Raw genomic sequence first — 24,575 nt, 5'->3', positions numbered from 1 at the left:
CTTTTGACCTTTTATACTACAGTGGAAGTCTATCAATAGTTGAAATTGCTTCAGCAAAAGTTAATATGCGATTTGGATTAAAAAGAAAATTTGAAGGAAGCATTAAGTCACGGTCTATCATATAGGAGATGGCAGCTTTAGTGTCGTCAGAAAGATGAGTCACATCACTAGGGAGAGGTTTGGTAGTCGTAATAGCTAGAGTAAGCTGCCATTTCTTTGCGGCAAAGGTCATGATTTCAGCAAAGCTACTTCGTGTTATCAAATCTCCTTTTTTTAGCCCAACTAAGTCATAGACTTCTTGCATGGTTATGCCATTATAGCTTGCTCCGACTTTTTTCAGCATTGCCACTAAATCTTCGGTATAAATGGTATCATTATAGTTAGTAGCATTATTTGCCCAGCCTTTTTCTACAGCTCTAGTAATACTAGGTTCTGACCAAGGGGTAATGGTTTTATTTTTAAGGGTGTAGATATCACTTTTTTGCTCTACACCATAATAGGTTTTAGCATAGTCAAAAAGTTTATTCACATCTATGTATTGATTAGGTGTTTTTTCATACATGACTACAGCAATAAGCTCCATATCACCATAAACAGCTTTTGCTACTAAGGTTTGGCCTGCATCAGAATGGTAACCTGTTTTACAAGCCACTACTGCTGGATTATAGTAAGGGGTTTCGCTTTTTAGCAATCTAGAAGTATTTTTTATAGGAATATATTTATTTTTATTATTCACATAGAAATTAAACTGAGCTGTGCCAGCAATTTTCTGAACAGTAGGGTTAGCAAAGGCACCTTTAGCAATCTGCGCCATATCATAAGGGGTTGTATAATGATTAGGATCATGATAACCATGAGGATTAGTGAAGTGAGTATTCATAGCACCAAGAGCCTTGGCTTTCGTATTCATTAACTCTGCAAATTTACCTATAGTACCAGAATGAGCTAAGGCTAAGTCATGAGCAATAAAATTATCTGAACCTAATAATAAACCATAAAGACCGTTGATTTTGTTATAACTATCGCCTACCTTTAAGCCGATTTCACTACTATCTTTAGGAATTGTATTAACGCTATTTTGACTTTTAGTGATGATATGATTTTCAGAGAGTTGTTCCTCTATAATGAGAGCCGTTAAAAGTTTAGTAATGCTCGCTGGATAAAATTTAGAATAAGCATTCTTTTCATAGAGAATGGTATTGGTTTTAGCCTCAATTAATATAGCGCCTCTAGCTTCAACTGTAGGCTTAGCTAAGAATGAAGGACTGATAAATAGAATGAATAAAAACGTTAATACATAAACTGACTTTTTCATTACCTTGGGCCTCCTAAAATGGCGCTTTATTTGTAAAAATACTTAAAATAGAATAAATATAAATACAAGTAATTTTAGCATAAAGTTTACATACATAGAATAGAAAATACATAAAAAAGATATAAATAATACGTCAATAATAATAAAAATATTGAGTTTTCTGTAAAAATTCAGTAGTATATATATAAATAATTGAAGAGGTGGTTATGATTAATCAGGTATTAAAAAAAACGTTATTATGCTCAGTAATAGGATTGACAATAGCACTTAATTTTTTTGCAATACATAATATTTTTAAAGTGCATAATGTTGATGAAGTATCTAATGTTAGTGCAGTATCTCAAGAAAATACTAAAACTATTCTAGTAAAAAAACAAGAAATCCATGTTGTATATAGCACATGGGATGAATGTATTAAAGCAGGTAATAGTGTTAAAGCAAAAGATGTATTAGATGCTAAAGAGCTTGAAAATGTATATTTAGATAGGGAATATGAGTTTGTTGATGCCGTAAGGATAGGAAAAGCAGGAGGATTTTTAGTCACCTATAAAGTGATTAAAGATAATTAAAAACAAAGGATGTGATGGTATGGGTAAGAGAGTAAAGAAGCTAGTTTTATTAATAGCATTGATGGGAGCATTAATGGTTCCTGGGCAAATGGCTTTTGCAAGCGAGTTAAGTAATGCAGATGTCATTAATGATGCAGATTCATCTACAGAAATACCCAAGGCAGTCGTATCTAAGCTTAAGGAAAATGTAGTAATAACCTATGATACGCTTGAGGAGGTGGCAGAGAGTTATTACTATACCGAATTTTCAGGTGGATTATGGTGGTCAGGGACCTTATATTTAATTTCAACTAAAAAGACTAGTGCTGGATACATGGCATTTTACTCAGGTACACTTTTCGCAAATACTTGATTCGGCTTTAAAACATATAACGAAGTTAATAACAAATGCAAGTAATCCTTTTGCTTACCAATATATGAATAAGACTTAATAAGCTTTATCAAGCTAAGGTGCTGCCTACGGGTAGTGCCTTTTCTACTAAATGAATATAAATGTTTTAGCTTCGTTGAGAAATGCTATAATATAAATAAAATCAGCAGTTAATAGCAATAGATGAAAATATTGTGATAGGGAATGGTGGCAAAATGGAGGTTTACTATAGTGCTTCCTTATGGGAAGGACCCAGAGGAAAAACAGGGACGAAACAAGTATTAAACTGGAGCTTTAATCATTTGGGAAGAAAACGTATTATTCCTTGTGCGTATAGATTCAGTAAAGGTATCGTATTTGATATTATAACACTTATAGAGAAAGAAGAGCTAGAAGCCTTTGCTAAGAAATGTGAAGGAATAAATGAAAAAGAGCTTAGTCAAAATCAGAGAAGACAGTTAGAGCAAGAGCACCCTTATAAAGAAGTAAGCCTAGCAGAAATTTGGATTAATGGGAAAAGGGTAGAGAGAGGTTATAGTAGTACTGGAAGTATACAAATGCCATTCTTACATGACAGTGATGAGTTAAAGCCTATTAAAAGTGCTTATAAAAGAAATCTAAAGCATACCAGCTGTTTTGCCTGTCAAAGATTTTGTGTGCCTTATCCTAAAGAAGCAAAGGCTAGGATGCGTATTAGAAGACAAGAAAGGGGAGATGTCATTAATACTCTAAAGCTTGTTACTTATGAAGAACAGATATTTTATCCTATAGGACAGCGGTTTCAGCTATCAGATTTAGACAAGACCAAAGAAATAAAATTCAAGCATCCGACTACGGAGATAGAGCATACTTTATATTTTCAAATAGAAGAATCCGTTGAATTACCAGAACAGGCCATGCTAGGAGAGAAATTCTATGTTACTTCAGCAACATATGAAATAGTACCAGCTCTTAATGAAAAGGAACGTTTAGAATTTGATTCTACTATATCTTATAAGAGAAAAGCGACTCATACGTATGAACCAGAGAGTGCTAGTAGTATTGGTATTATAGGTGGCGCTAGTGGGCCAACAAGTATATTTTTAGCAGAGAAAGGGGAAGAATTACCCAAAGGACCTCATGGCGTAACATTACATACTTGCTTCTCAAAAATAAGTACAGATAAGGGAGAAAGTGCTCAATTCATTTTGCAAGGCATTCATATCACCAATCATCCTAAAGAATCTTATGAGTATAAAAGGAAAAGTCTGTGAGGATAAACATGCAACGCAAATGGTATAGAAATAAATATTGAAAGAAGGGAAAAGAGAATGGGAGAACTAAGTAAACTACCTAATATTGGGAAGGTGGTAGAAGCACAGCTTAACGAAGTAGGCATTACCACCACTGAACAATTAAAGAATTTAGGGAGCAAAAAAGCATGGTTAAAGATTAAAGAAATTGATGATTCGGCATGTATTAATCGCTTATGCGGTCTAGAGGGAGCCGTACAGGGAATCAGATGGCATGATTTAGACAATCAAACAAAGCAAGACTTAAAACATTTTTATGAGGAACACAAGTAATTTAATAGGTGGGCGTAATGAGTATTAATTAATATAAGAGGGGTGAAAAATGGGGAGCAAAAAGCAAACAAAGCTATATAATTTGATTTTTCCAATCTGGTTATTATGGTTATTTCCTTTAACTTGGATTGTGATATTTCCGGCTAATTTCTTAATTGATTTAACAGTAGTAGTGGTTACCTTAAAGGTATTAAAAGTCAATCAGATAAAAGAGATTGCTAAGAAAGTGATTTTCAAAGTATGGATTTTCGGTTTTATATCTGACTTTATTGGGACATTAGCTATGTTTAGTGTTAATTTTGTTGATATGGCTATAGAGAATAAGTCACCTTTAGGTGAGTGGTGGTACAAATACTTAACTAATGCAGTTACATACAATCCTTTTGAGAATATTTATGCTGTATTATGGGTAAGTGTTTGTATTCTGATAGCAGGCTGTTTTATCTATTTGTTTAACTACAAAGTGAGTTTTAAAAAAGTAGATTTAGATGAAGCTATTAAGAAGAAGTTAGCCCTATCATTAGCAGTGTTTACTGCACCTTATTTATTTTATTTACCTACGTCTTTATTTTTCTGAAGTTTTTATGTCTTAGCTAGTGACGAAAAATATTAATCTGGTATTGTATAGAAGATAGGGATAGAGCATGATAGGATACAAGAAATAAGCGAAATAAAAAAGCCGCTAAACCCTTGATGTGACTCCGATAAGTTAGACCTAAAAATCTAGTTTATTGGGGTCAGTTCACTTTAGGGTTTGGTGGCTTTTGTCTTGAAAAAATAAATTAGTGATAGGTTTTAATGCATTTAGCTAAAATATCAGTTCCTTTTTGAATATCAGAAATACTACAAGCTGCAAAGCTGAGTCTAATATAGCGGTCTTTAGAAGGATCTAAATGAGGAAAGAAAATAGGGGAAGGGAAAATGAGTAGTCCCTTCTCATAACATTTTTCATAAAGATGCTGAGCAGACATCCCTTTAGGTAAACGAAGCCAAAAACAAACGCCACCTTGTGGTTTATAAAGCTCTACCTCATCATTTTCAAGTTCCATGAGTTTACTAAGCATACACTCATAGCGGTCTTTATATATTTTTTTCATGTAATGAATGTGCTCTTCCCACTTATTATTCTTAAAATAAAGCTCTAATGCGCGTTGCATCAGACCAGAAGAAGAAATATCTGTGGTTTGCTTGGTACGGGTAAAGGCTTCAACTAAAGCCTTAGGCATGATAATAAAACCTATACGAAGACCAGGCATAAGGAGCTTGGAAAAACTTTTAAGATAAATAACCCTATCTTCTGTATCAAGTGATTTGAGAGATAGAGACCCCCTGGTACCATAAGTTAGCTCCCACATGGAATCTTCTTCTAATAGATAAAAATCATAGGTATGAGCTAGTTTAAGTAAGGCTAGAAGAGTAGCCTTGTTATAGCAAATAGTTGTAGGGTTTTGAAAGTTAGGCATGATATAAACAAGCTTGGGCTTACAAATCTTAACCTTCTTTTCAAATTCAACTAAGTCAAGTCCTTGTGGGGTAAGCGAAACAGGGACAATGCGGCAACCTCTAGATTTAAAAACATCTACAGCACCGTTATAGGTAGGATTTTCCGTAATCACACTATCGCCAGAATATAAAAGACTCTTAGCGATAATATCTAAACCTTGTTGAGCACCTGATACCATTTGAATGAGTTCAGCTTTGGTTTCAATATCATAAGTTTGTTTTAAAAACTGTGCCAATACTTCTCTAAGCTTCATATAACCATTAACTTCCTGATAGCCAAAGGCATAGCCTTTATCACGCTCCATAACCTCTACGATATACTCCTTGAAAGTTTCAGTAGGGAAAATGCCAGGGTCAGGAGAAGCACTAGAAAAGTTAATAAGTTCCTGTTGATAAAGTGGCTTGGGTGTAAAAACAGAGGCTTCCTCAGTAAGACGCTTAGAAACATAGTAACCACTTCCTTGTTTAGAAGTCACATAACCAGTATGCTCTAGTTGCTTATAAGCATTAATAACTGTAATATTATTGACTTCTAACGCTTTAGCAAAGCTTCTAATAGCAGGTAATTTATCTCCAAAAGCTAAGTCCCCCTTAATAATAAGATCTTTTAAATAATGAAAAAGCTGAGCATAAAGGGGTTCAGTTGAATTCAAATCAAATTGTAACGGTACAATGTTTATATTCATAAAAAAGCTCCTTGTCTTGTATTGACCATAATAGGGAATTGTGTGAAAATACATATATTAATTTACAAGAAATACTAAATTGTATCGATACAATTAGTTTATAAAAAAACAGAAGAGTTGTAAAGCATTAAATAACAAAGATACTTTCTTAAGGAGGCCCCTATGAAAAAGGCAGCAGTTATTAATGATCTATCGGGTATAGGCAGATGCTCTTTAACAGTGGCACTCACCTTGTTAAATACATTACAGGTGCAGGCTTGTCCATTGCCAACGGCTATTTTATCAAACCAAACGGGGTTTGATTCATTTTCCTTTTTAGATTTTACCCCTTATATGGGACAGTTTTTTCAGCATTGGAAAGCTATTGGATATCGTTTTGATAGTATTTATTCTGGCTTTTTAGGATCTAAGGAGCAGATTAAAATTGTGTTAGAATTCATTCAGCTTTTTAAAGAAAATAAAACGCTGGTTTTAATAGATCCAGTTATGGGGGATAATGGTGAGCTTTATAGTATTTATGATGAAGCGTATCCTACTCATATGAAGGAGTTAGTAGCTAAAGCAGATATTATTACACCTAACATAACAGAGTTTTCACTATTAACAGGCTATGACCTAGCTTGGGGCATTAACCAGGAGAAGATTAAAAGCTATGCCAAAGAATTAGCTAAGTTAGGGCCTAAACAGATTGTTATTACCGGGGTTTGTGATGAAGCACATCCTGAGCGATTAATGAATATAGGGCTAGACTTTAATAAGGCTATCTACTTTATGAAAGAAGTAGCTTATAATGGTAAGTCCTATAGTGGAACAGGAGATATTTTTGCTTCTGTGCTATGTGGATATTTAACCCATGGTTATAGCCTAGAAGAAGCAGTTGATATAGCAAGTACATTTATAAGTCAGGCTATTACATATACATCGGACTTTAATTTGAGCACAAAAGAGGGAATTATGTATGAGCCATTTCTAAAGGAGCTGAGTATAAAATGAATCAATCAGAAAAAACAAGAACATTAGTTATGACGGCTTTATTTGCAGCGATTATTTTTGTAGTGACACGTATTAATATTCCAACGGGAATAGGGGCACACGTTATTCATGTGGGAGATAGTATGATTTATTTAGCGGCTTGCATACTGCCAGTGCCTTATGCTATGGCAGCAGGTGCTATTGGTGCTGCTTTATCAGATGCCATTACACCCGGAGGTATGGTGTGGGTGATTCCAACAATGCTTATTAAGCCATTATTAGTCATCTATTTTACAAGTGGTAAAGGCAAGTTCATTTGCGTAAGAAATGTAGCAGCAGTAGTATTAGCAGGTTTAACAGGTGTATTTGGGTATTTTCTTGCCGATGCCATTATGACAGGTAACTTTATGGCTGGTCTTGCAGCTGTATTACCAGGTTTATTACAACCACTAGGTAGCGCTATTGTATTTTTAGCTATGGGTTATGCTTTTGATATGATGGGAGTAAAAAATAAATTAAAAAGACAACTAAGGGGAAATGTATAATGACGATTATTTACCAAATAGAAAACAGTTTATATGTCAACTTAACAAACAAATGTCCTTGTTCCTGTACCTTCTGTGTAAGAATCGACCATGATACTGTAGGGCAAAATGATAACTTGTGGTTACCTCATGATCCAAGTCTAGAGGAAATTTTAGATGATCTAAAGAATTATAATTTAGATAGCTATGACCAAATCGTCTTTTGTGGTTATGGGGAGCCTCTTACCAGAATTGAAACAGTTATAGAAGTATGCAAATATATTAGAGAGAAGAGTAAAATTAAAATTCGTGTAAATACCAATGGTTTAGCGGATCTTATTCATAATAAGCCAACAGCAGAGCTCTTAGAGGGATATGTAGATGCTATTTCTATTAGCTTAAATGCACCAACTAAAGATGAGTACTTAAAAGTAGCAAGACCTCGTTTTGGTATAGAATCGTTTGATGCCCTTCTTAAATTTGCCATGGATTGTAAAAAGTATATTGGAAGCGTGACTTTTTCTGTAGTAGATAAGGTAATATCAAAAGAACAAATTGAAGCTAGTAGAAAACTTGCAGAAGAAATGGGAATTGACTTACGTGTAAGAGAATATATTGAATAGAAAGTATAGAATATAATAATAGCGTAGTTGATACTAAGGAATACAACTACACTATTATTATAAGGTGGTTTAAATATTTTATGTTGTTATATTGGGAGTTTTATCTTCGTAATTCTTATAAAGGCATTATCTTAAATATACTAATGATTATAGTGAGAAAAAGGTACATAATAATATAATAAAATGTGAAATATATAAAAAATATTGACAATCTATTAAGAATTGCATATCATAAATAGTAATTAAATCGGAATTAAATTCTAGGAACAAAAAGAGTACTTATAATTAAGTGCCTCAGCGAGCTGGCGATTGGTGAAAGGTCCAGTGCAGGAGATTATAAGGAATGGGTTTGGGAGATGCCTGGTGAACTAAGAGTAGTCAGAGCCGTAAGTTCTACGTTACAGGAACAGGATATCGCATCATAAATGCCGTATCTGTTAAAGAGATATCTTTTTAGGGGATTAACCTTGCAAAGATATAATTTGGGTGGCACCACGAGTTCTATCGTCCCATGGATGATAGGGCTCTTTTTGTTTGCAAGCATAAGGTGTAAATCCAAAAAGCTAGTCCCTAGGGTTCTAGAAAATTCCTCATTTGATTGAAATCATAGTAACTATTCATAGAAATGAGTTACTAATAAAACTTATTGGAGGGATTGATTATGTTAAAAGATGTATTTGGAAGTTTTGGTGGCGCTTATGTGCCAGAAGCACAACTTAAAGCACTTAAAGAGTTAGAAGAAGTTTTCTTAAAGTATCGTGATGACGAAGATTTTAATGCAGAGCTTAACTATTATTTAAAAGACTATGTAGGTCGTCAGTCACCACTTTATTATGCAGATAACTTAACGAAAGTTTGTGGCGGGGCTAAAATTTACTTAAAAAGAGAAGACCTTAATCATACAGGAGCCCACAAGATTAACAACGTACTAGGGCAAGTATTACTTGCAAAACGTATGGGTAAAAAGAAAGTAATTGCTGAAACAGGAGCTGGTCAACATGGTGTTGCAACAGCAACAGTAGCAGCACTTATGGGTATGGAATGCACTGTTTATATGGGCAAAGAAGATATGAAAAGGCAAGCACTTAATGTATTTCGTATGGAAATGCTAGGGGCAAAGGTAGTAGCAGCTACTTCAGGTACTCAGACCTTAAAAGAAGCCGTTGATGAAGCTATTGATGCATGGGTAAATGCTTCTGATGATACCTTTTATGTACTTGGCTCAGCAGTAGGACCACATCCTTATCCAACTATTGTAAAGCACTTCCAAAAAGTCATTAGTGAAGAATCTAAAGCACAAATTTTAGAAAAAGAAGGTAAGCTCCCTAAAGCAATTATTGCTTGTGTAGGTGGTGGTAGCAATGCTATAGGTTCTTTTGCGGCCTATATAGAGGATTCAGAAGTTGAACTAATCGGTGTAGAAGCAGCAGGAAAAGGTATCGATACACCAATGCATGCAGCTACTATAGCTATGGGTGAGCCAACAGTATTACATGGAATGAAGACGCTTTGTGTATTAGATGAAAATAAAGAAGTTGCGCCTGTCTATTCTATTTCACCAGGGCTTGATTACCCAGGGATAGGGCCAGAGCATGCTTATCTTAATGAAATAGGTAGGGGTAAATATGTCTCTATTACAGATGATGAAGCTGTTGAAGCACTCATAACGCTTTGTAAAACGGAAGGAATTTTGCCAGCTATCGAGAGTTCTCATGCTTTAGCTTATGCTATGAAGTATGCTTCTACTTGTAAGCCGGAGGAAACCATTATTGTTACGGTTTCAGGTCGTGGGGATAAAGATGTTGAGGCAATAGCTGATTATTTGAAAGAAAATCAATAGAAGTTAAAAAGAAAAATCTATTTACTATAGGAAATAAAGTAGTGAGAGATAAAAGAGAGTTGTTTAAGCAATAAAGGCTATGATGGTAGCTGAGCTGAAACAACTCTTTTTCTATGTCATCTGTATAGCCACTTTATTTGTACTAAATAAAAAGCCATTTACATATGATAGGATATTGAAATTGGAGTAAATGGGGAATATAAAATGAAATGGAATGATAAGCTAAGTAGTATTAAAGGAAAAGTGCGAGGTACTAAGATATTACAGACAGTAGGCACTATAAGTAGAAAGATAAAGGGTAGTCTTAAAAGGCTGATCAAAAATAAGAAGCTTTTCATAGGAATCAAGATTGCCATAGGAGGTTTAAGCATCCTTTATATAGTAGGAGTTGTTTATTTTACTAGCCATTTTTATTGGGGAACTCAAATTAATGGCATAAAAGTAGGTGGAAGCAGTCTAGAGAAAGCAATAATCAAGGTGGAAGCCATGAGTAATCATTATATATTAGAGTTGAGGGAAAGACATGGTCAGTTAGAGTTAATTAAAGGCAGTGATATAGACCTGTTTTATCAGATGTCAAATGGTATTACAGAAGTTAAGGAAAATCAAAGTTCATGGAGTTGGCCCTGGCACATATTTGAAGCTACAAATTTAAAAGTGACTAAGGAGATAAGTTATAATCCACAATTACTTCAAGATAAAGTAAATACATTAACATGTTTAACAAATCAATATATTAGGAAACCAGTAGATGCAAGTATCAAGTACATAGACGGTTCCTACCAGATTATAGAAGGTGATAAGGGCAATACAGTAGATTCAATTGCGCTCAATATGGCTATAAGTAAGGCGATTAAAGCAGAAGATAAAATCCTAGATTTAGATAAGGAATCATGCTATAAAAAGGCGCTATATAATAAGGAGTCTAAAAAGTTAATAGATCTGAAAGATGAACTTAATTATTATTTAAAGGCACAGATTACTTATGATTTTGGAGATAAACAAGAAGTGATAGATCAAACACAAATCAGTTCATGGTTAAGTGTTAATGAACAAATGCAGGTTGTAGTAGATGAAGAAGCCATTGCAGATTATATAATAGGTCTTGCATATAGTTATGATACTTTAGGGCAAGAAAGATATTTTACTACTAGCACAGGTAAAAGAGTAAAGGTAACAGGGGGAGATTATGGCTGGAAACTCAATGTACAGGATGAAATAGGTGAAGTCATTGAGCTGATAAAGCAAGGAAATCCAGTGAAAAGGGTGCCAATCTATACTCAAAGTGCGCTTAAACCAGGAAAGAACGATATTGGTTCAACTTATGTAGAGATTAATTTATCTAGGCAATATATTTGGTTTTATAAAGAAGGTAAGCTTGTTGTAAAGAGTGATGTAGTAACAGGCAATCTAAAAAAGCATTATGATACACCAGAAGGAACCTATACACTAGATTACAAGAGTGCCAATGTGGTATTAAGAGGCCCAGGCTATGCAGTGCCTGTTAAGTATTGGATGCCTTTTAATGGGGGAATAGGTCTTCACGATGCAAGTTGGAGAAACACTTTTGGTAGTGAGATATATCGTACCAATGGTTCTCATGGTTGCGTTAATCTACCAACTAAAGTAGCAGAAGATATTTTTGCTAATATAGAATCGGGTATACCTGTAATATGTTATTTTGAAGATTAGGGTAAAATGGGCAAAATATTCTAAAAATATAGCAATATTTATCAAATATATTGCAAAAAGAGTAAAAATAGTTCATTTTAAATTTTTAGAAAATATAATATAATAAAAATATACAACAAAATAATACAGGGAGATACTGTGTTATTTAAGATTATTTATAGGAGGGGTAAAATGAAAAAGATAAAAAGAAGAGTAGTAGGCATCTTATTATCTATCATGATGGCATTACAGTTATGCAACGTATTTGCAGTAGAGTTAGTAGACGGAATTCCTAGTGAGGTTAAAAAAGCGGATGGGGGTTACAAACAGGTTCCAGTATATTTTAATGGAGCAGAGGTGACAGAGTTTAATGTATTCTTGCGCAAATATAATGATACAGCTCAAAATGCTAATGAACGTTTCGATATTAGTGGAACAGCAACTTTTAGAGTAAGAAGTTACGCTTATAAAACAGGTAGCGATGTAAAAGTTGGTACTTATATTGAGTGCTTAGGTACAGACGGAGAATGGTTTGAGATGAACTGGCGTGATAGAGAAGATCAAATTAGCAGTGGAGATGCAGATGCTTATTTAAAAGGTGAGAGAGATTTAAGTGTAACGATTAAAGATATTCAATTTACCATGCCAAATCAAAATGATGCAGACTTAAGAGTTACATTTTACATGAAAACTTCAACAGGTGGGGAATTTTCTAGGCCAACAGAAAAGAATATACAATTTAGTACAATAGGTAAAGTAGGTATTACTAGAACAGTAACAGAAGTAAAAGATGAGAAAAATGTTTGGGAAGTAGCAGTTAAGCTAGAAGGACAAGTAAAACCACAAGTACCATCTACAGATGTTGTACTTGTACTAGATAGATCAGGAAGTATGAATGATAAAGCAAAACAGTTAAAGTGCACGAAACAAGAACACACTCATGCAGATACATGTTACACAACCAACAGTACACCTTTTTGCGGATATAGTAGTAGTAGGTGGCACAAACACACAGATAGTTGTTATCAAAAACTTGTTTGTTCTGTAAGTGCACATACACATGGTGATACATGCTATACAACTACAAATATGACAAGAGCGAGTTTAGTTAATGATGCAAGTCAAAGCTTGGTGACTTCTTTAGTTGAGCAGCCTAATGTAAGAGTCTCTGTTGTATCTTTTGGTGGTACAGAAACTAAACCAAATGGTAATGGTTATGAACATTTTGATAATAATTGGAATTCAATTTATCAAAAATTAGCTAATGGTGGTTGGTATTCAAACTTTAAAGTTGAGTCGAATTTCACTAATGATGCGTCTACACTTGAGTCAGCTGTTTCAGCTGCAATGAATAATATCAATGGTGGCACACCAATGTCTATTGGTATTATTAAAGCTGGTTTAATGTTAAAAGAGAGCGAGGCAGATAATCAGGTTATTATTCTATTATCTGATGGAGACCCAACCTATATGAGGAATGGTGATGGGTCAGGTAATCGTAGTGATAGCAGCTGGAACACTAAAATCGATAAGGATACAGTCAGTGCTGCTAATGAAGTAAAATCAAAAGTTGAGAATTTAACAGTATTTACAATTGCAGCAGGTAGTGGCATTAGTCAAGATGGAAAGAATGTTTTAGAACAATGTGCAACGAATGCAGCTGAATATGCTTATCAAGCAGATGATTCAGAAGTTGCACTAAAAGGTGTAATGGATAAAATTGCAGCAGCAGTAAAGAAGGATGTAGCGAGTAGTACTACGTTATCAGAGACTTTAGCTGATAATATTGAATTACAATTACCAACAACAGATATTAGCAAGGCGGTGACAAAAGTTGGTTTTAAAGATGCATCAAAAGGCATTACTAATGATGTCGATTGGAGTAAGACAGGAATTGCTATTACTCAAGGCGATATGAAAAAATTAGAAGATGGTAGTATGGTATGGGACATTGGTGAATTAACAACAGATGCACCAGCTATTATTAAATATCGCATTTATTTAGCGTCAGGCTTGCTTGGAGAAAAATACAATATTAGTAAAGAAGCCTCTTTTAACTATGTAGATACAAATGGTAAAACAATTACAAATGCTATTCCAAATACAAGCATTAAGTTTTCGTGGGCTAAAATTAACGTAAGCACATATGATTATAGCGTCATGAAAGTCGTTCCAGGCAGTCAATTTACTATTTGGAGTGAAGTCCCAGATGACTTTAAAGTGGGAGATATTGTTTTCAACTATAATATGAGATTTAATACAAGTAACTCAGAAGTGAGTGAGATAGGAAATAAGACGGTAGAAGAAAATATTTTAGTACCAACTGGATCAGATGGTCTACCAGCAACGATTGTGGGGGTTTTAGTTGATGGCAAAATGTATAGCGTTGAAGAAATGAGAGGTATTATTGATACACCAGATACAGCATCAACACCAGATACAGCATCAACACCAGATACAGCATCAACACCAGATACAGCATCAACACCAGATACAGCATCAACACCAGATACAGCATCAACACCAGATACAGCATCAACACCAGATACAGCATCAACACCAGATACAGCATCAACACCAGATACAGCATCAACACCAGATACAGCATCAACACCAGATACAGCATCAACACCAGATACAGCATCAACACCAGATACAGTATCAACGCCAGATACAGCATCAACGTCAGATACAACACCAACACTAGATATAACACGAACACTAGGTACGAGTACAGCATTAGGTGCAGCATTAAAACAAAGTCCAACAGATTCTAAGAATTTAACTAACCAACCTAATGTAAGTTCAGTTACTAATGTAAACAATAACTTCATCCAACCACAAGGTGTAAGTAATATTTCAGCTAATGTTAAATTTAATGTGAAGTCAAAGGATGTATCTTATACGGTTGATATCAGTAAATTGTTAGATGCACAACTTGGCGGTGCTACATTAATGAACTACGACTTGAGTAAGCTAAGTGTACAAGTAAATAAGGTAAATGAATCAAATAAAGTATTAGTAAAAGGAACCGACTATACAGTAGAGAGACCTAGTGGTAGTGAAATCAAAGTCAATTTTAAAGATGTTATTAATGAGAATGATGAATACAAGATAGCATTCTATATACCAAGTACTATGAATACTGCCGTTGTATATGGGGGGGCCGGTGAACAAACTTATTTAAATCTATATAATAAGAAAACAGTACAAATAGACAATGTTATTGTTGCAACGCCTAAAGTTGAGGATATTCTACTTGAAAGTGGTGTAATTAACGAAGTATATGGAGCACCAATACCTACAAGTTCAGTGATTAAACCAGAGAATAAAATCACATTAACTTATATAGAAATCGCCAAAATTAACTAAGGCTAATAAATGAAGCAAAAAGATTGAGCAAAATCTATGAGATTAAGCTCAATCTTTTTTTGTAGTATAGGAAGATAGATATCTTTCTATAAAATAGGGAATGTTAATTCACTCTTTTTGGAAGTAACGTGAAATTGACATATAGTACAAAAAGGTTTATGATAAAATTAAATATAAGAAAGAAAGGTGATGTTTTTGTTAAGTGTGTTTAAAAAAGGAGATCAAGCATTAATCTAATAGTGAATCACTAACTAAGTTGGCGTTTTAGACCGTATATAGGTATGGTCTGTTTGCGTATGCCACTTAAGTGGAGTGATAATATCTTCTGCCTTTTTAGAACGCTTAATAAAGCATAATCTTTTACGGAAATCATGTAAACTTTAAGGAGATAGGCTATCTATTCCCTTTTGTATTAATAACTATAAATAACAGCTCCATCTATAGATAACATTTCTAGGTTAAAGAGGTGTTAAAACATCATCTATAATTTAGAAACCTGTTTATACTTGCTAATTTTTTGGAGAACTATGGCAATAGTGTATAAATAGTAATTTGCTTATAGATGAGTAATTTTATAGTGTATAGCCGAGAAGTTTATTAAGCCCCTAAGTACTTGTCCTTTATAAAAGGCAGAAGTAATTAGGGGCTATTTTAATTTTAGTAATTTGATCTCCTATGTCCAATATGAGTAATGATGAAAATCAATCATTAAAAACAAGGAGAAAGAAAATGAAACAAACCATAGAAATATTAGAATTTAACAAGATTTTAAAACTGCTCAGCGAAATGGCTGTATCTGATAAAGCAAAACAAAAGTTATTAGGCTTAGAGATGATTTTGGATGAGAAAATTTGTCAGCTTAAGATGAGGGAGACTACCGAGGCCAGAAGAATCTTAGATAGTTTAGGAACACCACCCATTAGTTCTATGCAGTACATGGAAAGCATGCTAGAGAGGGTAAGCATAGGTACCTTACTAATGCCAGAAGAATTGATGTTAGTGGCTTCCTTTATTAAAGGATGCAACAATATGAGACGTTATCTATCACGAGCAGAATTCCTAGATTGCAATCTGGCTACCTATGGCAGAGGCTTTTGTGACTTAGATGTCCTTAAGGAACTTATTGAATTAAGTATTCGTAATAACCAAGTAGATAGTGAAGCGTCTACAGCACTCAAAGGAATTAGGCGTGATATAGAAATCAAAAGAGAGCAAGTCAAACAACGTCTTGAAAAAATCATGCGTGGAAAGAAAGATTATCTGGCTGATTTTTATATTATCGAGCGTGGAGGCCGTTATGCCTTGGCTGTTAAAAGAGAGTACAAAAGTCAGGTGGAGGGAGCAGTACTAGATACCTCTAGGACAGGAAGCACTGTCTTTATTGAACCATCAGCAGTAGGTAAGCTTCAAGAGGAGCTAAGAGTTCTAGAAATTGAAGAAGATAACGAAGTGAGAAAGGTACTTTATAGTCTGACAAATGAGGTGGAAAATTATATTTCAGATATGCGTCTTAATATGGAGATGATGGAGGTTCTAGATGTAGCCTTTGCCAAAGCTAAGCTTTCACAACAGCTCCAAGCAAGAGCGGTAAAGGTGAGTGTAACAGGAAAGTTAGAGATCAAAGAGGGTAGACATCCACTATTAAATAAAGAAAAGTGTGTGCCACTAGACTTTTACATGAAGGATGGTATTAGAGGCATTATTGTGACAGGGCCTAATACAGGAGGGAAAACAGTAGCTCTTAAAACAGTAGGACTTTTATCTATGATGGCTCAGTGCGGTCTGCATGTGCCTGTGGCAGAGGGAAGCACTTTTAAAATGTTTAATCAGATTTTATGTGATATAGGTGATGGCCAAAGTATAGAAGAAAGCTTATCTACTTTTTCTTCTCATATTGTGAACATTATTGACATCTTAAAACAAACCACTAAAGACAGCTTAGTTTTATTAGATGAATTAGGTTCAGGAACAGACCCAGCAGAAGGAATGGGGATTGCCATCGCTATTTTAGAAGCACTTCGCCAAAAGGAATGCCTATTAGTAGCAACAACTCACTATCCAGAAGTGAAGGACTATGCCACTGAGGCGGAAGGTTATCAAAATGCCAGAATGTGCTTTGATAAAGAAAGCCTTAAGCCGCTTTATAAATTAGAAATTGGAGAAGCTGGAGAGAGCTGTGCCTTTTATATTGCAGAAAAGCTAGGCTTTCCAAAATCACTGATTCAGCTTGCAAGTAGCTACACCTATAAAGAGCAAGTGATGTCACAAGATGATTATATGAATAAAGTAATTGATAAAAGGACAAAAGCTCAAGCTTTAGAAAACGGTGATAGCAATACAATAGGTAATGAAAAACCACAGACTCAGGCATCAGGAAACCATGATTCAAGTAGAGTAGAAGGTACAAGAGGGAAGGAAGAAGTTAATACAAACAAGGAGATTCCTACTAATCATATAGTCAATAAGAAGACCAATAATAGTGAGGCTATAGAGAAAGCGCAAGGACTAATCAAAGCACTAGATAGTGAATTGGGAAAAGTAGCAGCTACTCCTCAGCTTAAAGGTCAATCCGAACGTAAAGAGAAGGCATCAGCAAAAGCAAAAAGCTTTCATGTAGGAGATAGTGTTCTTGTTTTCCCTAATAAAGAAAAAGGCCTTGTTTTTCATACGGTCAATGAAGAAGGCAAGATAGGGGTGCAAATCAAAGGCTCAAAAAGATGGGTGGCAGTTAAAAGGCTTAAGCTTCTAGTAGCTGCTAGTGAGCTTTATCCAGCTGATTATGATTTCTCTATTGTTTTTGATAGTGTTGCTAATCGCAAAGCAAAGAAGAAAATGACTAAGGGTTATCAAGAGGGGATGAGTGCTACTTACGAAAGTGAAGAAGAAGCAAGTTGGCAATCGTACCAATAAAAAAGATGCGAAGATGAATTGGGGAGGAATTAAGGTGGCTATTATTTCAGTAAAGCATTGAACTAAACAGTATAAAAGATATAAGAAAGAAGAGGGGATGAAAGGCAGTATTAGAAGTTTATTTAAAAGTGAATATATCTATAAAACTGCTGTTTCAGATTTAACTTTAGAAATAGAGCAGGGAGAAATGGTAGGGCTTATAGGTCCAAATGGTGCGGGTAAAACCACTCTTATTAAAATGTGAACCGGAACAACGGAAGGCACCCATACCCACTCATTTTCTCTCAGACGTATTTCTCATAAACGCCAAGACAAATTTTTATTTGTAGTAATAGCCGTGTGATTATAAAGAATTTATTAAAAACAAAAGTATGTTGACGCTCGATATATGTCGTGATACGATACAAATATAATATATATCGTATCACGACATATTGCTTGACGACATATATTGGGTCAGATACAAAATATATGAATGAGATAAAGAAGAGAGGAGTTATGCACATGCTTAAAGCTAAGAATGAACCTTTAACAGAAAGCTACTATTACATTCTCCTTTGCCTTTACAATAAACCTAATCATGGTTATGGCATTATGCAAGATACCATAATCCTATCAGAAGGTAATGTGAAAATAGGCTCAGGAACTATGTATGGTGCTACAAGTAATATGATGAAAAAAGGTTGGATTAGAGAAACAGAAAGTGAAAACCCAGAAGATAAAAGGAAAAGATTATACGAACTAACACCGCTAGGGAAAGAAATATTAGAGCAAGAGGTTACAAGGTTAAAACGATTAGTTAAAGGATCTGAAATGATATTGGGGGGAAAATAAAATGAAGGATAAGGTTAAGAGTTATAAATGGTATGCAGCTTGGGAATATGAAAAAGAGGAGAAGGCCTTAAATGAAGCTTCAAAGAAGGGGTTACAACTCACTAAGGGAGGATGTTTTCATAGTGAATTTAAAAGGGATAATAGTGTAAGATATATCTATCAATTAGATTATAACACAGATATAAAAGACTTTATAAGATACAAAGACATTTTTGAAGAACAGGGATGGGAGTATATTAATTCTACTTTTAACGGTTGGCATTATTTTAGAAAGCTATACCAAGAGGGAATGGAAGAAGATGAAGCTAAAATATACACAGATAGAGAGTCTTTGTATGAAATGCAAAATAGGTGGCTTAGATTACTTACAATATTTACAGGGATTTATGCAGTAATGGCAATTGCTTATTTTGCAATGGGTATAGTAAACCATCAAAGTCTAATAGTTGTAGAAGGACTTGTCTTTGCTATACTAGGCCTAACTATGGGGTTAGGACTTATATCTACAAAACTAAGAAGATCGGGTAAGAAAGAAATATTCTATATCCCATTTCAATGGACCTTTCCAGCAGCAATTATTTTATTAGTTGCAAGCATGTTTTTTTACTCTAGTAGTTCTGATACAGTTTTTAATGAAAATTTTAATTATATTGAGATGCCCCAAGAAAAGCTACCTCGAAGTAGTAGTGATATTGAAATTAAAAAGAGTGGCACCTATTATCTTGATTTAGATTTTAGGGCAGAAAAAGGGACAATGATGGTTTCTATGCAAGATCAGAACGGCAAAGAGGTCTATAAAAATGTAGCTAATGAGTGTACAGTGAATGATTGGATGTTAGATTTAACAGCAGGTACTTATAAGGCATACTATAGTTATCAGTTTGATTCTACTCAAGCGGCAAGCACGAGTGTGCGAGTAGATCTTAAAATTGTTAAATGATTTTAAAGTAAAGATGATAAAAATAAGAGACCGTAGCGAAATAATACTTCAATATAAGATGTAGCTCAGCAATTGATTTGCTTACATACAATCTTGTGTTTGAGGTGAGTTCGTAGCAGTCTCTTCATTTTTCATGAAAGGAAATGCTTTATATCAGCTACCTTGTAGAAGTTTGTAAGGAAATAGTTTTACGTAGCCTATAGCCATAGTGTTTTCTAGGCTATGAAAAGTAATGAGATACGTAACTAAATGGTAGGCGTATAGTCTCTGGCAATAAGTCCATAGAGGGCTACGTCACAAATACCGGAATTATTTCTATCAGCCATAAGCCTTGTCCCTTCATATTTTAGGCCACAGCGCATCATTACTTTTCCGGAGTTAGGGTTATTGCTATCGTGTTTAGCTTCAATGCGATTAACACCTACTTGATTAAATAAGAAAGCTATAATTGCTGTTAAGGCCTCAGAGGTAATACCTTGGTGCCAGTAAGCCTTACCAATGCAGTATCCAATATCGGCAGAAGAAATTTCTTCTGACAGGTGAACAACGCTAATGGCACCAATAGCTTCGTGAGTTTGCCTTAGTTCAATGCACCACTGATAGCATTTTTCACTAGTATATTCATTAATCCACATAGAGATAATTTCACGGGTAGTTTGCACGCTGGTATGAGTAGGCCAAGTTAAAAATCTTGTAACCTCATCATCACTGGCCCAATTGTTAAACATGGTTTCTGAGTCCTCTAAAGTAAACCTTCTTAAAATAAGACGTGGTGTTTCTAGGGTAACTGTTCCTAAATGTTTCATAAAATTACCTCCTTAAAAATGATTAATTTGAATAGTTTAACATAATAGATGATATTTTTTAAATATTATTTTATTTTCTACTCTTATATGATTATTTTTTTGTAGCGTAGTCATATCAAGATGGTGCGAATAGTTTTTTCGCTAGTAGGACATTATAGAAGAGATAATATGATAATAATAGCAAACGTGTTAGGAGTAAAGGTAATGAGTCAGTTAAACTGTTTAAATCTGTGTGAGATTATGCATCACTTGTATGAGCTGATACCAGATTTTCAGGAGATAATATCAAAGGCTAATGAAATAGCAGGATTTGATAAATGTGAGCGTATTTATATAGGCTCTTATTTTTGTGGTCAATATTTTCTTCATCAATCAAAAGAGATGCTAGATGAGTTAAGAGGGTTTTGTGAAAAAGAAGGTGTAGCACTTACTTTAGTAGTTCCTACCTTTTCGGAAAAGGATTTAGAAAGAGGAAAGGAAAAACTAGCTACTATCAAAGAGTGGTTAGGCAAAATAATAGATGAAGTTGTGGTTAATGATTATGGTATGCTGGCGTATGTTAGTGATAGATATCATGTTTCTCTTCATTTAGGAAGATTGTTTACTAAAGATTATAGAGATCCAAGATATGAGGAATACTTTAATCAGGTTTTAAGCCCTAAAATTTTTAACAAGTATATGTTAGAGCTAGTCAAGGCTTTTAAAGTAAAAGGGGTTGAGTTTGACCCAACCCATGTGGGGATCAATTTTAGAGAAGCACCAGAAGAACTTATAGTAGGAATTCATGGACCGTATTGTTATATGACGACAGGACATATTTGTGAATACGCTTCGCTTAATAAAGAAATTGATAAAAAGTTTAGACCCAATAATCCTTGTACTCATGAATGTAGTTCTCATATCATTAGCTATGACTTGGAAGATGATAGGGAGTGGCTCAGAATAGGGAAAACGATTTACTTTGAGAACAGAGAATGCAGCATTTATGAGCTAGAGCATATGAGAATGATTTACTTTCCTATTGATTTGGAGGTGGGGAAATGAAAGTATTAGCGCCACTTAATAATCTAGAGCATATAGATGATTACATGGAAGCAGGAGCTGGGGAGTTTTATATAGGTTTTTTTGATAAGGAGTGGAGTGATACCTTTGGAGACTTTGCAGATATTAACCGTATGTCTGGTTTCAAGGAAATCTCCAATCCGTATGACCTAGACACAGTTTTGCAAATCGTTAAGGCTATAAAAGCAAAGGGGAAAGAGGTTTATATCACTTTTAATTCAAGCATTTATTCGGATGAACAATTAGTATTTATGAAGCGTTATTTTGAACGCGTGAAAGAGGCAGGCGTTGATGGTGTAATCGTTTCCTGTATAGAACAAGTGATTTTAGCCAGAGAAATAGGAGTTCCTTCTGTTATCAGCACCATTAGTGGTGTATATAATAAAGATATTGCTACTTTTTATCAAGAAAAGGGCACTAAGCGTATTATTTTACCAAGAGATTTAGCTATTGCAGAAATAGAAGCTATTAAAAAAGCAGCACCGGAAGCTGAATATGAAATCTTTATGATGCGCAATGGTTGTACTTTTTCTGATTCGAATTGTTTGGGACTTCATCGAAAGGAACGCTGCTCTATTTGTAGCAGTATTAAACATGCCGGTAAAGAGCTACGGCTAAAAAATAATGATTTTCATAGCAAGAATACAGCCGAACTTAATGATATGATTTATAACAACTCCTTTCATAATTATGCCTGTGGTTTATGTGGCATTTATGATTTTGTAGAAATGGGTATTGCTGCGTGTAAAATTGTAGGCCGTTCAGATGAATGGCAATATATTTGCAAGGATATTAAAATTATTAAGGATAATATAGACCTCGCTAAAAGGTGCGGGTCTAAAGAAGAGTATTTAGATCAGATGCACTTTCCAGAAGACAGAGTCATGATGTGTAAATTAGGATTATCTTGCTATTATCCAGAGATAAGATTTTAAGTCCTTCCTAAAAGAAAGAGCTTTATAGAACTATAAAAAGATAAGGTAGTTATAGGTAGATAGAGGAGTACTTATAACTACCTTATCTTTTATACAGTAATAGATAATATCCATAGGACTATGACCTTTGGTAGATGCATTAATTAGTAAAGACAAACGAGAGATGAGATTAGGACTAGGATTAATCAGATGTTCCAGATTTATCATAAATAGAGTTAACATAATCAAGGAATAAGATAAAGCGATTAAACGGTAAACATAAGAGTAGTTCATATGTAGATTACAGATTGGAAAATTAAAAAAGAGTATACGAAAACACATGAAAAATAAAGGTTATGGCAATTGACTATGATTAGGGCAGTGCTTATAATATGTTAATTGATAGGGAAAAAACAAAGCAAAACTTTGAATTTAAGGTTGAAGGAGAGAGGATTATGGCGAGAGGTTATACACAGGATATGACTAAAGGTAGCCCAACCAGGCTATTACTAATGTTTTCTATTCCTATGTTAGTAGGAAACTTATTTCAGCAGCTGTATAATATGGCAGATACAGTCATTGTAGGAAAGTTTGTAGGAGAAAATGCCTTAGGTGCAGTAGGAGCTACAGGATCGATTGGCTTTTTATTTTTCTCCCTAAGCTTTGGTCTAGCAGCGGGGATAGGGATAGTAATCTCCCAGTTTTTTGGCGCGGGAGAAATAGATAAAGTAAAGAAAGCTATAGCTACATCTTTGTATGTTATGGCTATTAGCGCTTTGGTTATGGGGGTTATAGGTATTGTTACTGCAAGGCCAATCATGATCATGCTAAACACGCCTGATGTCATGTTAGATGATGCTGTTTTATATTTACAAGTAACTTGTGGTGGGCTTATAGCAGTAGCTATTTATAATGGGGTAGCAGCAGTACTTAGAGCGTTAGGAGATTCAAAAACACCGTTAATATTTTTAGCTGTGGCATGTGTAGTCAATGTAGGCTTAGATTTATTGTTTGTTGTTGTATTTAAGATGGCTGTCTTAGGTGTAGCTACAGCGACTGTTATTGCACAGATTATAGCTGCTATTGGTTGCCTAGTATATGCTTGGATAAAGGTACCTATTTTTAAAATACCACTTAAAGAATGTGTACCAGATTTACATATTTTTAGACAATGTACTTTCTTAGGCTTACCAGTAGCTCTGCAGAATGCTATGATTGCTGTTTCATGTATTGTACTTCAAAGAGTAGTAAATGGGTTTGGACCAACAATTGTAGCTGCCTTTACTGCAGAGACACGTTTTGAACAATTAGTACAGCAGCCATTTGCTTCATTAGGTGCTGCAATTGCTACTTATACAGGACAAAATATTGGAGCAGGTAAAATAGATAGAGTAAAGAGAGGTTTCTGGGCAGGAACTTTAATTAGCACCGTATTTAGTATTGTCATGCTACCTGTGGCATGGCTTGGTGGGGAAGCGATTATGAGACTCTTTACAGATAATCAAGAGGTTATTATAGAGGGGGCTAGAGGTATTCGTATCACTAGTGTATTTTACTCAGCTTTAGGTATGATTTATGTAACAAGAAATGTACTCAATGGTTCTGGGGATGTTAAGTTTGCTATGTTATCAGGCTTTGTGGAAGTAGGAGGAAGAGTAGGTTTTGCAAAACCACTCACCTTTGTGCCTTTTATCGGTATGTTAAGTATTTGGTTTACATCAAGTTTTACATGGACCTTAACAGCAGTCATTAGCTGCATACGTTATGCTCAAGGAAAATGGAAGGAGAAGAGTATTGTAGCTAAGGAGCAACCTATGAAAGAAACGCCAATAGAATTTAGTAAAGTGGCAACTAACCAAGAGGCTTAGGGTGAATATATCACATTTGTGGGTATAATATGTGAATAATTAAAGCTTTAAATAGAAAAGTTGTGTATAAATAAGAAGTACTCATGCAAAAGGATTGTTATAATGGTGATTAAATGTCACTTTGTAACAATCCTTTTTGTTTATGTATTAAGAATGTTTTGTTAAAATTTATTTTTTATGTAGTAAACCAACAAGTAATGCGTATTAACTTATGAAGTGAAACTTAGCTAA

21 protein-coding genes and 1 other annotated feature are annotated in these 24,575 nt (G+C 34.6%); of the genes, 18 read left to right on the top strand and 3 right to left on the bottom strand.

The window, feature by feature from the left end:
• Positions 1–16: 16 nt before the first annotated feature.
• Positions 17–1,315: a D-alanyl-D-alanine carboxypeptidase family protein gene (locus tag EKH84_RS00900; RefSeq protein WP_127064741.1), complete on the bottom strand. Its 1,299-nt coding sequence runs from the start codon at positions 1,313–1,315 to the stop codon at positions 17–19.
• A gap of 206 nt (positions 1,316–1,521) precedes the next feature.
• On the opposite strand from EKH84_RS00900, the gene EKH84_RS00895 reads away from it, so the two are divergent.
• From EKH84_RS00895 to EKH84_RS00875, 5 genes are all read left to right on the top strand, one after another.
• Positions 1,522–1,884 carry a hypothetical protein gene (locus EKH84_RS00895; protein WP_127064740.1) on the top strand — a complete coding sequence of 121 codons (363 nt, stop codon included), beginning with the start codon at positions 1,522–1,524 and terminating at the stop codon, positions 1,882–1,884.
• A gap of 19 nt (positions 1,885–1,903) precedes the next feature.
• A complete protein-coding gene (locus tag EKH84_RS00890; protein WP_127064739.1) occupies positions 1,904–2,236 on the top strand; it encodes a hypothetical protein in 333 nt (110 codons plus the stop codon).
• Between the two features lie 233 nt (positions 2,237–2,469).
• Positions 2,470–3,507 carry a Na+-transporting methylmalonyl-CoA/oxaloacetate decarboxylase subunit beta gene (locus tag EKH84_RS00885; RefSeq protein ID WP_127064738.1) on the top strand — a complete coding sequence of 346 codons (1,038 nt, stop codon included), beginning with the start codon at positions 2,470–2,472 and terminating at the stop codon, positions 3,505–3,507.
• 57 nt (positions 3,508–3,564) lie between these two features.
• Positions 3,565–3,819 (top strand): TfoX/Sxy family protein, encoded by a 255-nt coding sequence (locus tag EKH84_RS00880; protein WP_013658869.1) that lies wholly within the window; start codon positions 3,565–3,567, stop codon positions 3,817–3,819.
• A gap of 49 nt (positions 3,820–3,868) precedes the next feature.
• Positions 3,869–4,396 (top strand): hypothetical protein, encoded by a 528-nt coding sequence (locus EKH84_RS00875; protein WP_127064737.1) that lies wholly within the window; start codon positions 3,869–3,871, stop codon positions 4,394–4,396.
• A 205-nt stretch (positions 4,397–4,601) separates the two neighbouring features.
• Here the strand turns inward: EKH84_RS00875 and pdxR are convergent, their stop codons facing one another.
• On the bottom strand, positions 4,602–6,008 hold the full coding sequence (gene pdxR / locus EKH84_RS00870) for a MocR-like pyridoxine biosynthesis transcription factor PdxR (protein WP_127064736.1): 1,407 nt from the start codon (positions 6,006–6,008) through the stop codon (positions 4,602–4,604).
• Positions 6,009–6,170: 162 nt separating this feature from the next.
• Here pdxR and EKH84_RS00865 point away from each other — a divergent pair, with 162 nt between their 5' ends.
• The 10 genes from EKH84_RS00865 (at position 6,171) to EKH84_RS00820 (ending at position 19,694) form a co-directional block, all read left to right on the top strand.
• The gene (locus EKH84_RS00865) at positions 6,171–7,001 is read left to right on the top strand and encodes a pyridoxamine kinase (RefSeq protein WP_127064735.1); all 831 of its coding nucleotides are present in this window, start codon (positions 6,171–6,173) and stop codon (positions 6,999–7,001) included.
• The gene (locus EKH84_RS00860; RefSeq protein ID WP_127064734.1) at positions 6,998–7,525 is read left to right on the top strand and encodes a TIGR04002 family protein; all 528 of its coding nucleotides are present in this window, start codon (positions 6,998–7,000) and stop codon (positions 7,523–7,525) included. Before EKH84_RS00865 ends, EKH84_RS00860 begins: the two co-directional genes overlap by 4 nt.
• Entirely contained in the window at positions 7,525–8,127 is a 603-nt protein-coding gene (locus EKH84_RS00855) for a TIGR04100 family radical SAM protein (protein WP_127064733.1), read from the top strand. Before EKH84_RS00860 ends, EKH84_RS00855 begins: the two co-directional genes overlap by 1 nt.
• Positions 8,128–8,380: 253 nt before the next feature.
• Positions 8,381–8,642 (top strand) — a binding site (T-box leader).
• A gap of 146 nt (positions 8,643–8,788) precedes the next feature.
• Entirely contained in the window at positions 8,789–9,967 is a 1,179-nt protein-coding gene (gene trpB, locus EKH84_RS00850; protein WP_127064732.1) for a tryptophan synthase subunit beta, read from the top strand.
• A gap of 204 nt (positions 9,968–10,171) precedes the next feature.
• Positions 10,172–11,659: a L,D-transpeptidase family protein gene (locus EKH84_RS00845; RefSeq protein WP_127064731.1), complete on the top strand. Its 1,488-nt coding sequence runs from the start codon at positions 10,172–10,174 to the stop codon at positions 11,657–11,659.
• A 171-nt stretch (positions 11,660–11,830) separates the two neighbouring features.
• The gene (locus EKH84_RS21780) at positions 11,831–15,010 is read left to right on the top strand and encodes a hypothetical protein (RefSeq protein WP_190283443.1); all 3,180 of its coding nucleotides are present in this window, start codon (positions 11,831–11,833) and stop codon (positions 15,008–15,010) included.
• Between the two features lie 729 nt (positions 15,011–15,739).
• Positions 15,740–17,920, top strand: a complete 2,181-nt coding sequence (locus EKH84_RS00835; protein WP_127064730.1) for an endonuclease MutS2 — start codon at positions 15,740–15,742, stop codon at positions 17,918–17,920.
• 97 nt (positions 17,921–18,017) lie between these two features.
• Complete coding sequence (locus EKH84_RS22415) at positions 18,018–18,164, top strand: ATP-binding cassette domain-containing protein (protein WP_270049179.1); 147 nt, start codon at positions 18,018–18,020, stop codon at positions 18,162–18,164.
• Between the two features lie 260 nt (positions 18,165–18,424).
• Complete coding sequence (locus tag EKH84_RS00825; RefSeq protein ID WP_013658852.1) at positions 18,425–18,754, top strand: PadR family transcriptional regulator; 330 nt, start codon at positions 18,425–18,427, stop codon at positions 18,752–18,754.
• Position 18,755: 1 nt separating this feature from the next.
• Positions 18,756–19,694 (top strand): DUF2812 domain-containing protein, encoded by a 939-nt coding sequence (locus EKH84_RS00820; RefSeq protein WP_127064729.1) that lies wholly within the window; start codon positions 18,756–18,758, stop codon positions 19,692–19,694.
• A gap of 245 nt (positions 19,695–19,939) precedes the next feature.
• Here the strand turns inward: EKH84_RS00820 and EKH84_RS00815 are convergent, their stop codons facing one another.
• Positions 19,940–20,500 carry a GNAT family N-acetyltransferase gene (locus EKH84_RS00815; RefSeq protein WP_127064728.1) on the bottom strand — a complete coding sequence of 187 codons (561 nt, stop codon included), beginning with the start codon at positions 20,498–20,500 and terminating at the stop codon, positions 19,940–19,942.
• A gap of 204 nt (positions 20,501–20,704) precedes the next feature.
• On the opposite strand from EKH84_RS00815, the gene EKH84_RS00810 reads away from it, so the two are divergent.
• The 3 genes from EKH84_RS00810 (at position 20,705) to EKH84_RS00800 (ending at position 24,344) form a co-directional block, all read left to right on the top strand.
• The gene (locus EKH84_RS00810; protein ID WP_127064727.1) at positions 20,705–21,544 is read left to right on the top strand and encodes a hypothetical protein; all 840 of its coding nucleotides are present in this window, start codon (positions 20,705–20,707) and stop codon (positions 21,542–21,544) included.
• Positions 21,541–22,497: a peptidase U32 family protein gene (locus EKH84_RS00805; RefSeq protein WP_127064726.1), complete on the top strand. Its 957-nt coding sequence runs from the start codon at positions 21,541–21,543 to the stop codon at positions 22,495–22,497. Before EKH84_RS00810 ends, EKH84_RS00805 begins: the two co-directional genes overlap by 4 nt.
• A gap of 434 nt (positions 22,498–22,931) precedes the next feature.
• A complete protein-coding gene (locus tag EKH84_RS00800; RefSeq protein ID WP_127064725.1) occupies positions 22,932–24,344 on the top strand; it encodes an MATE family efflux transporter in 1,413 nt (470 codons plus the stop codon).
• The last annotated feature ends 231 nt before the right edge of the window (positions 24,345–24,575 follow it).

This window comes from Cellulosilyticum sp. WCF-2, assembly GCF_003990395.1.
GTDB lineage: Bacteria > Bacillota > Clostridia > Lachnospirales > Cellulosilyticaceae > Cellulosilyticum > Cellulosilyticum lentocellum.
This window is presented reverse-complemented; position numbering and strand designations above follow the sequence as displayed.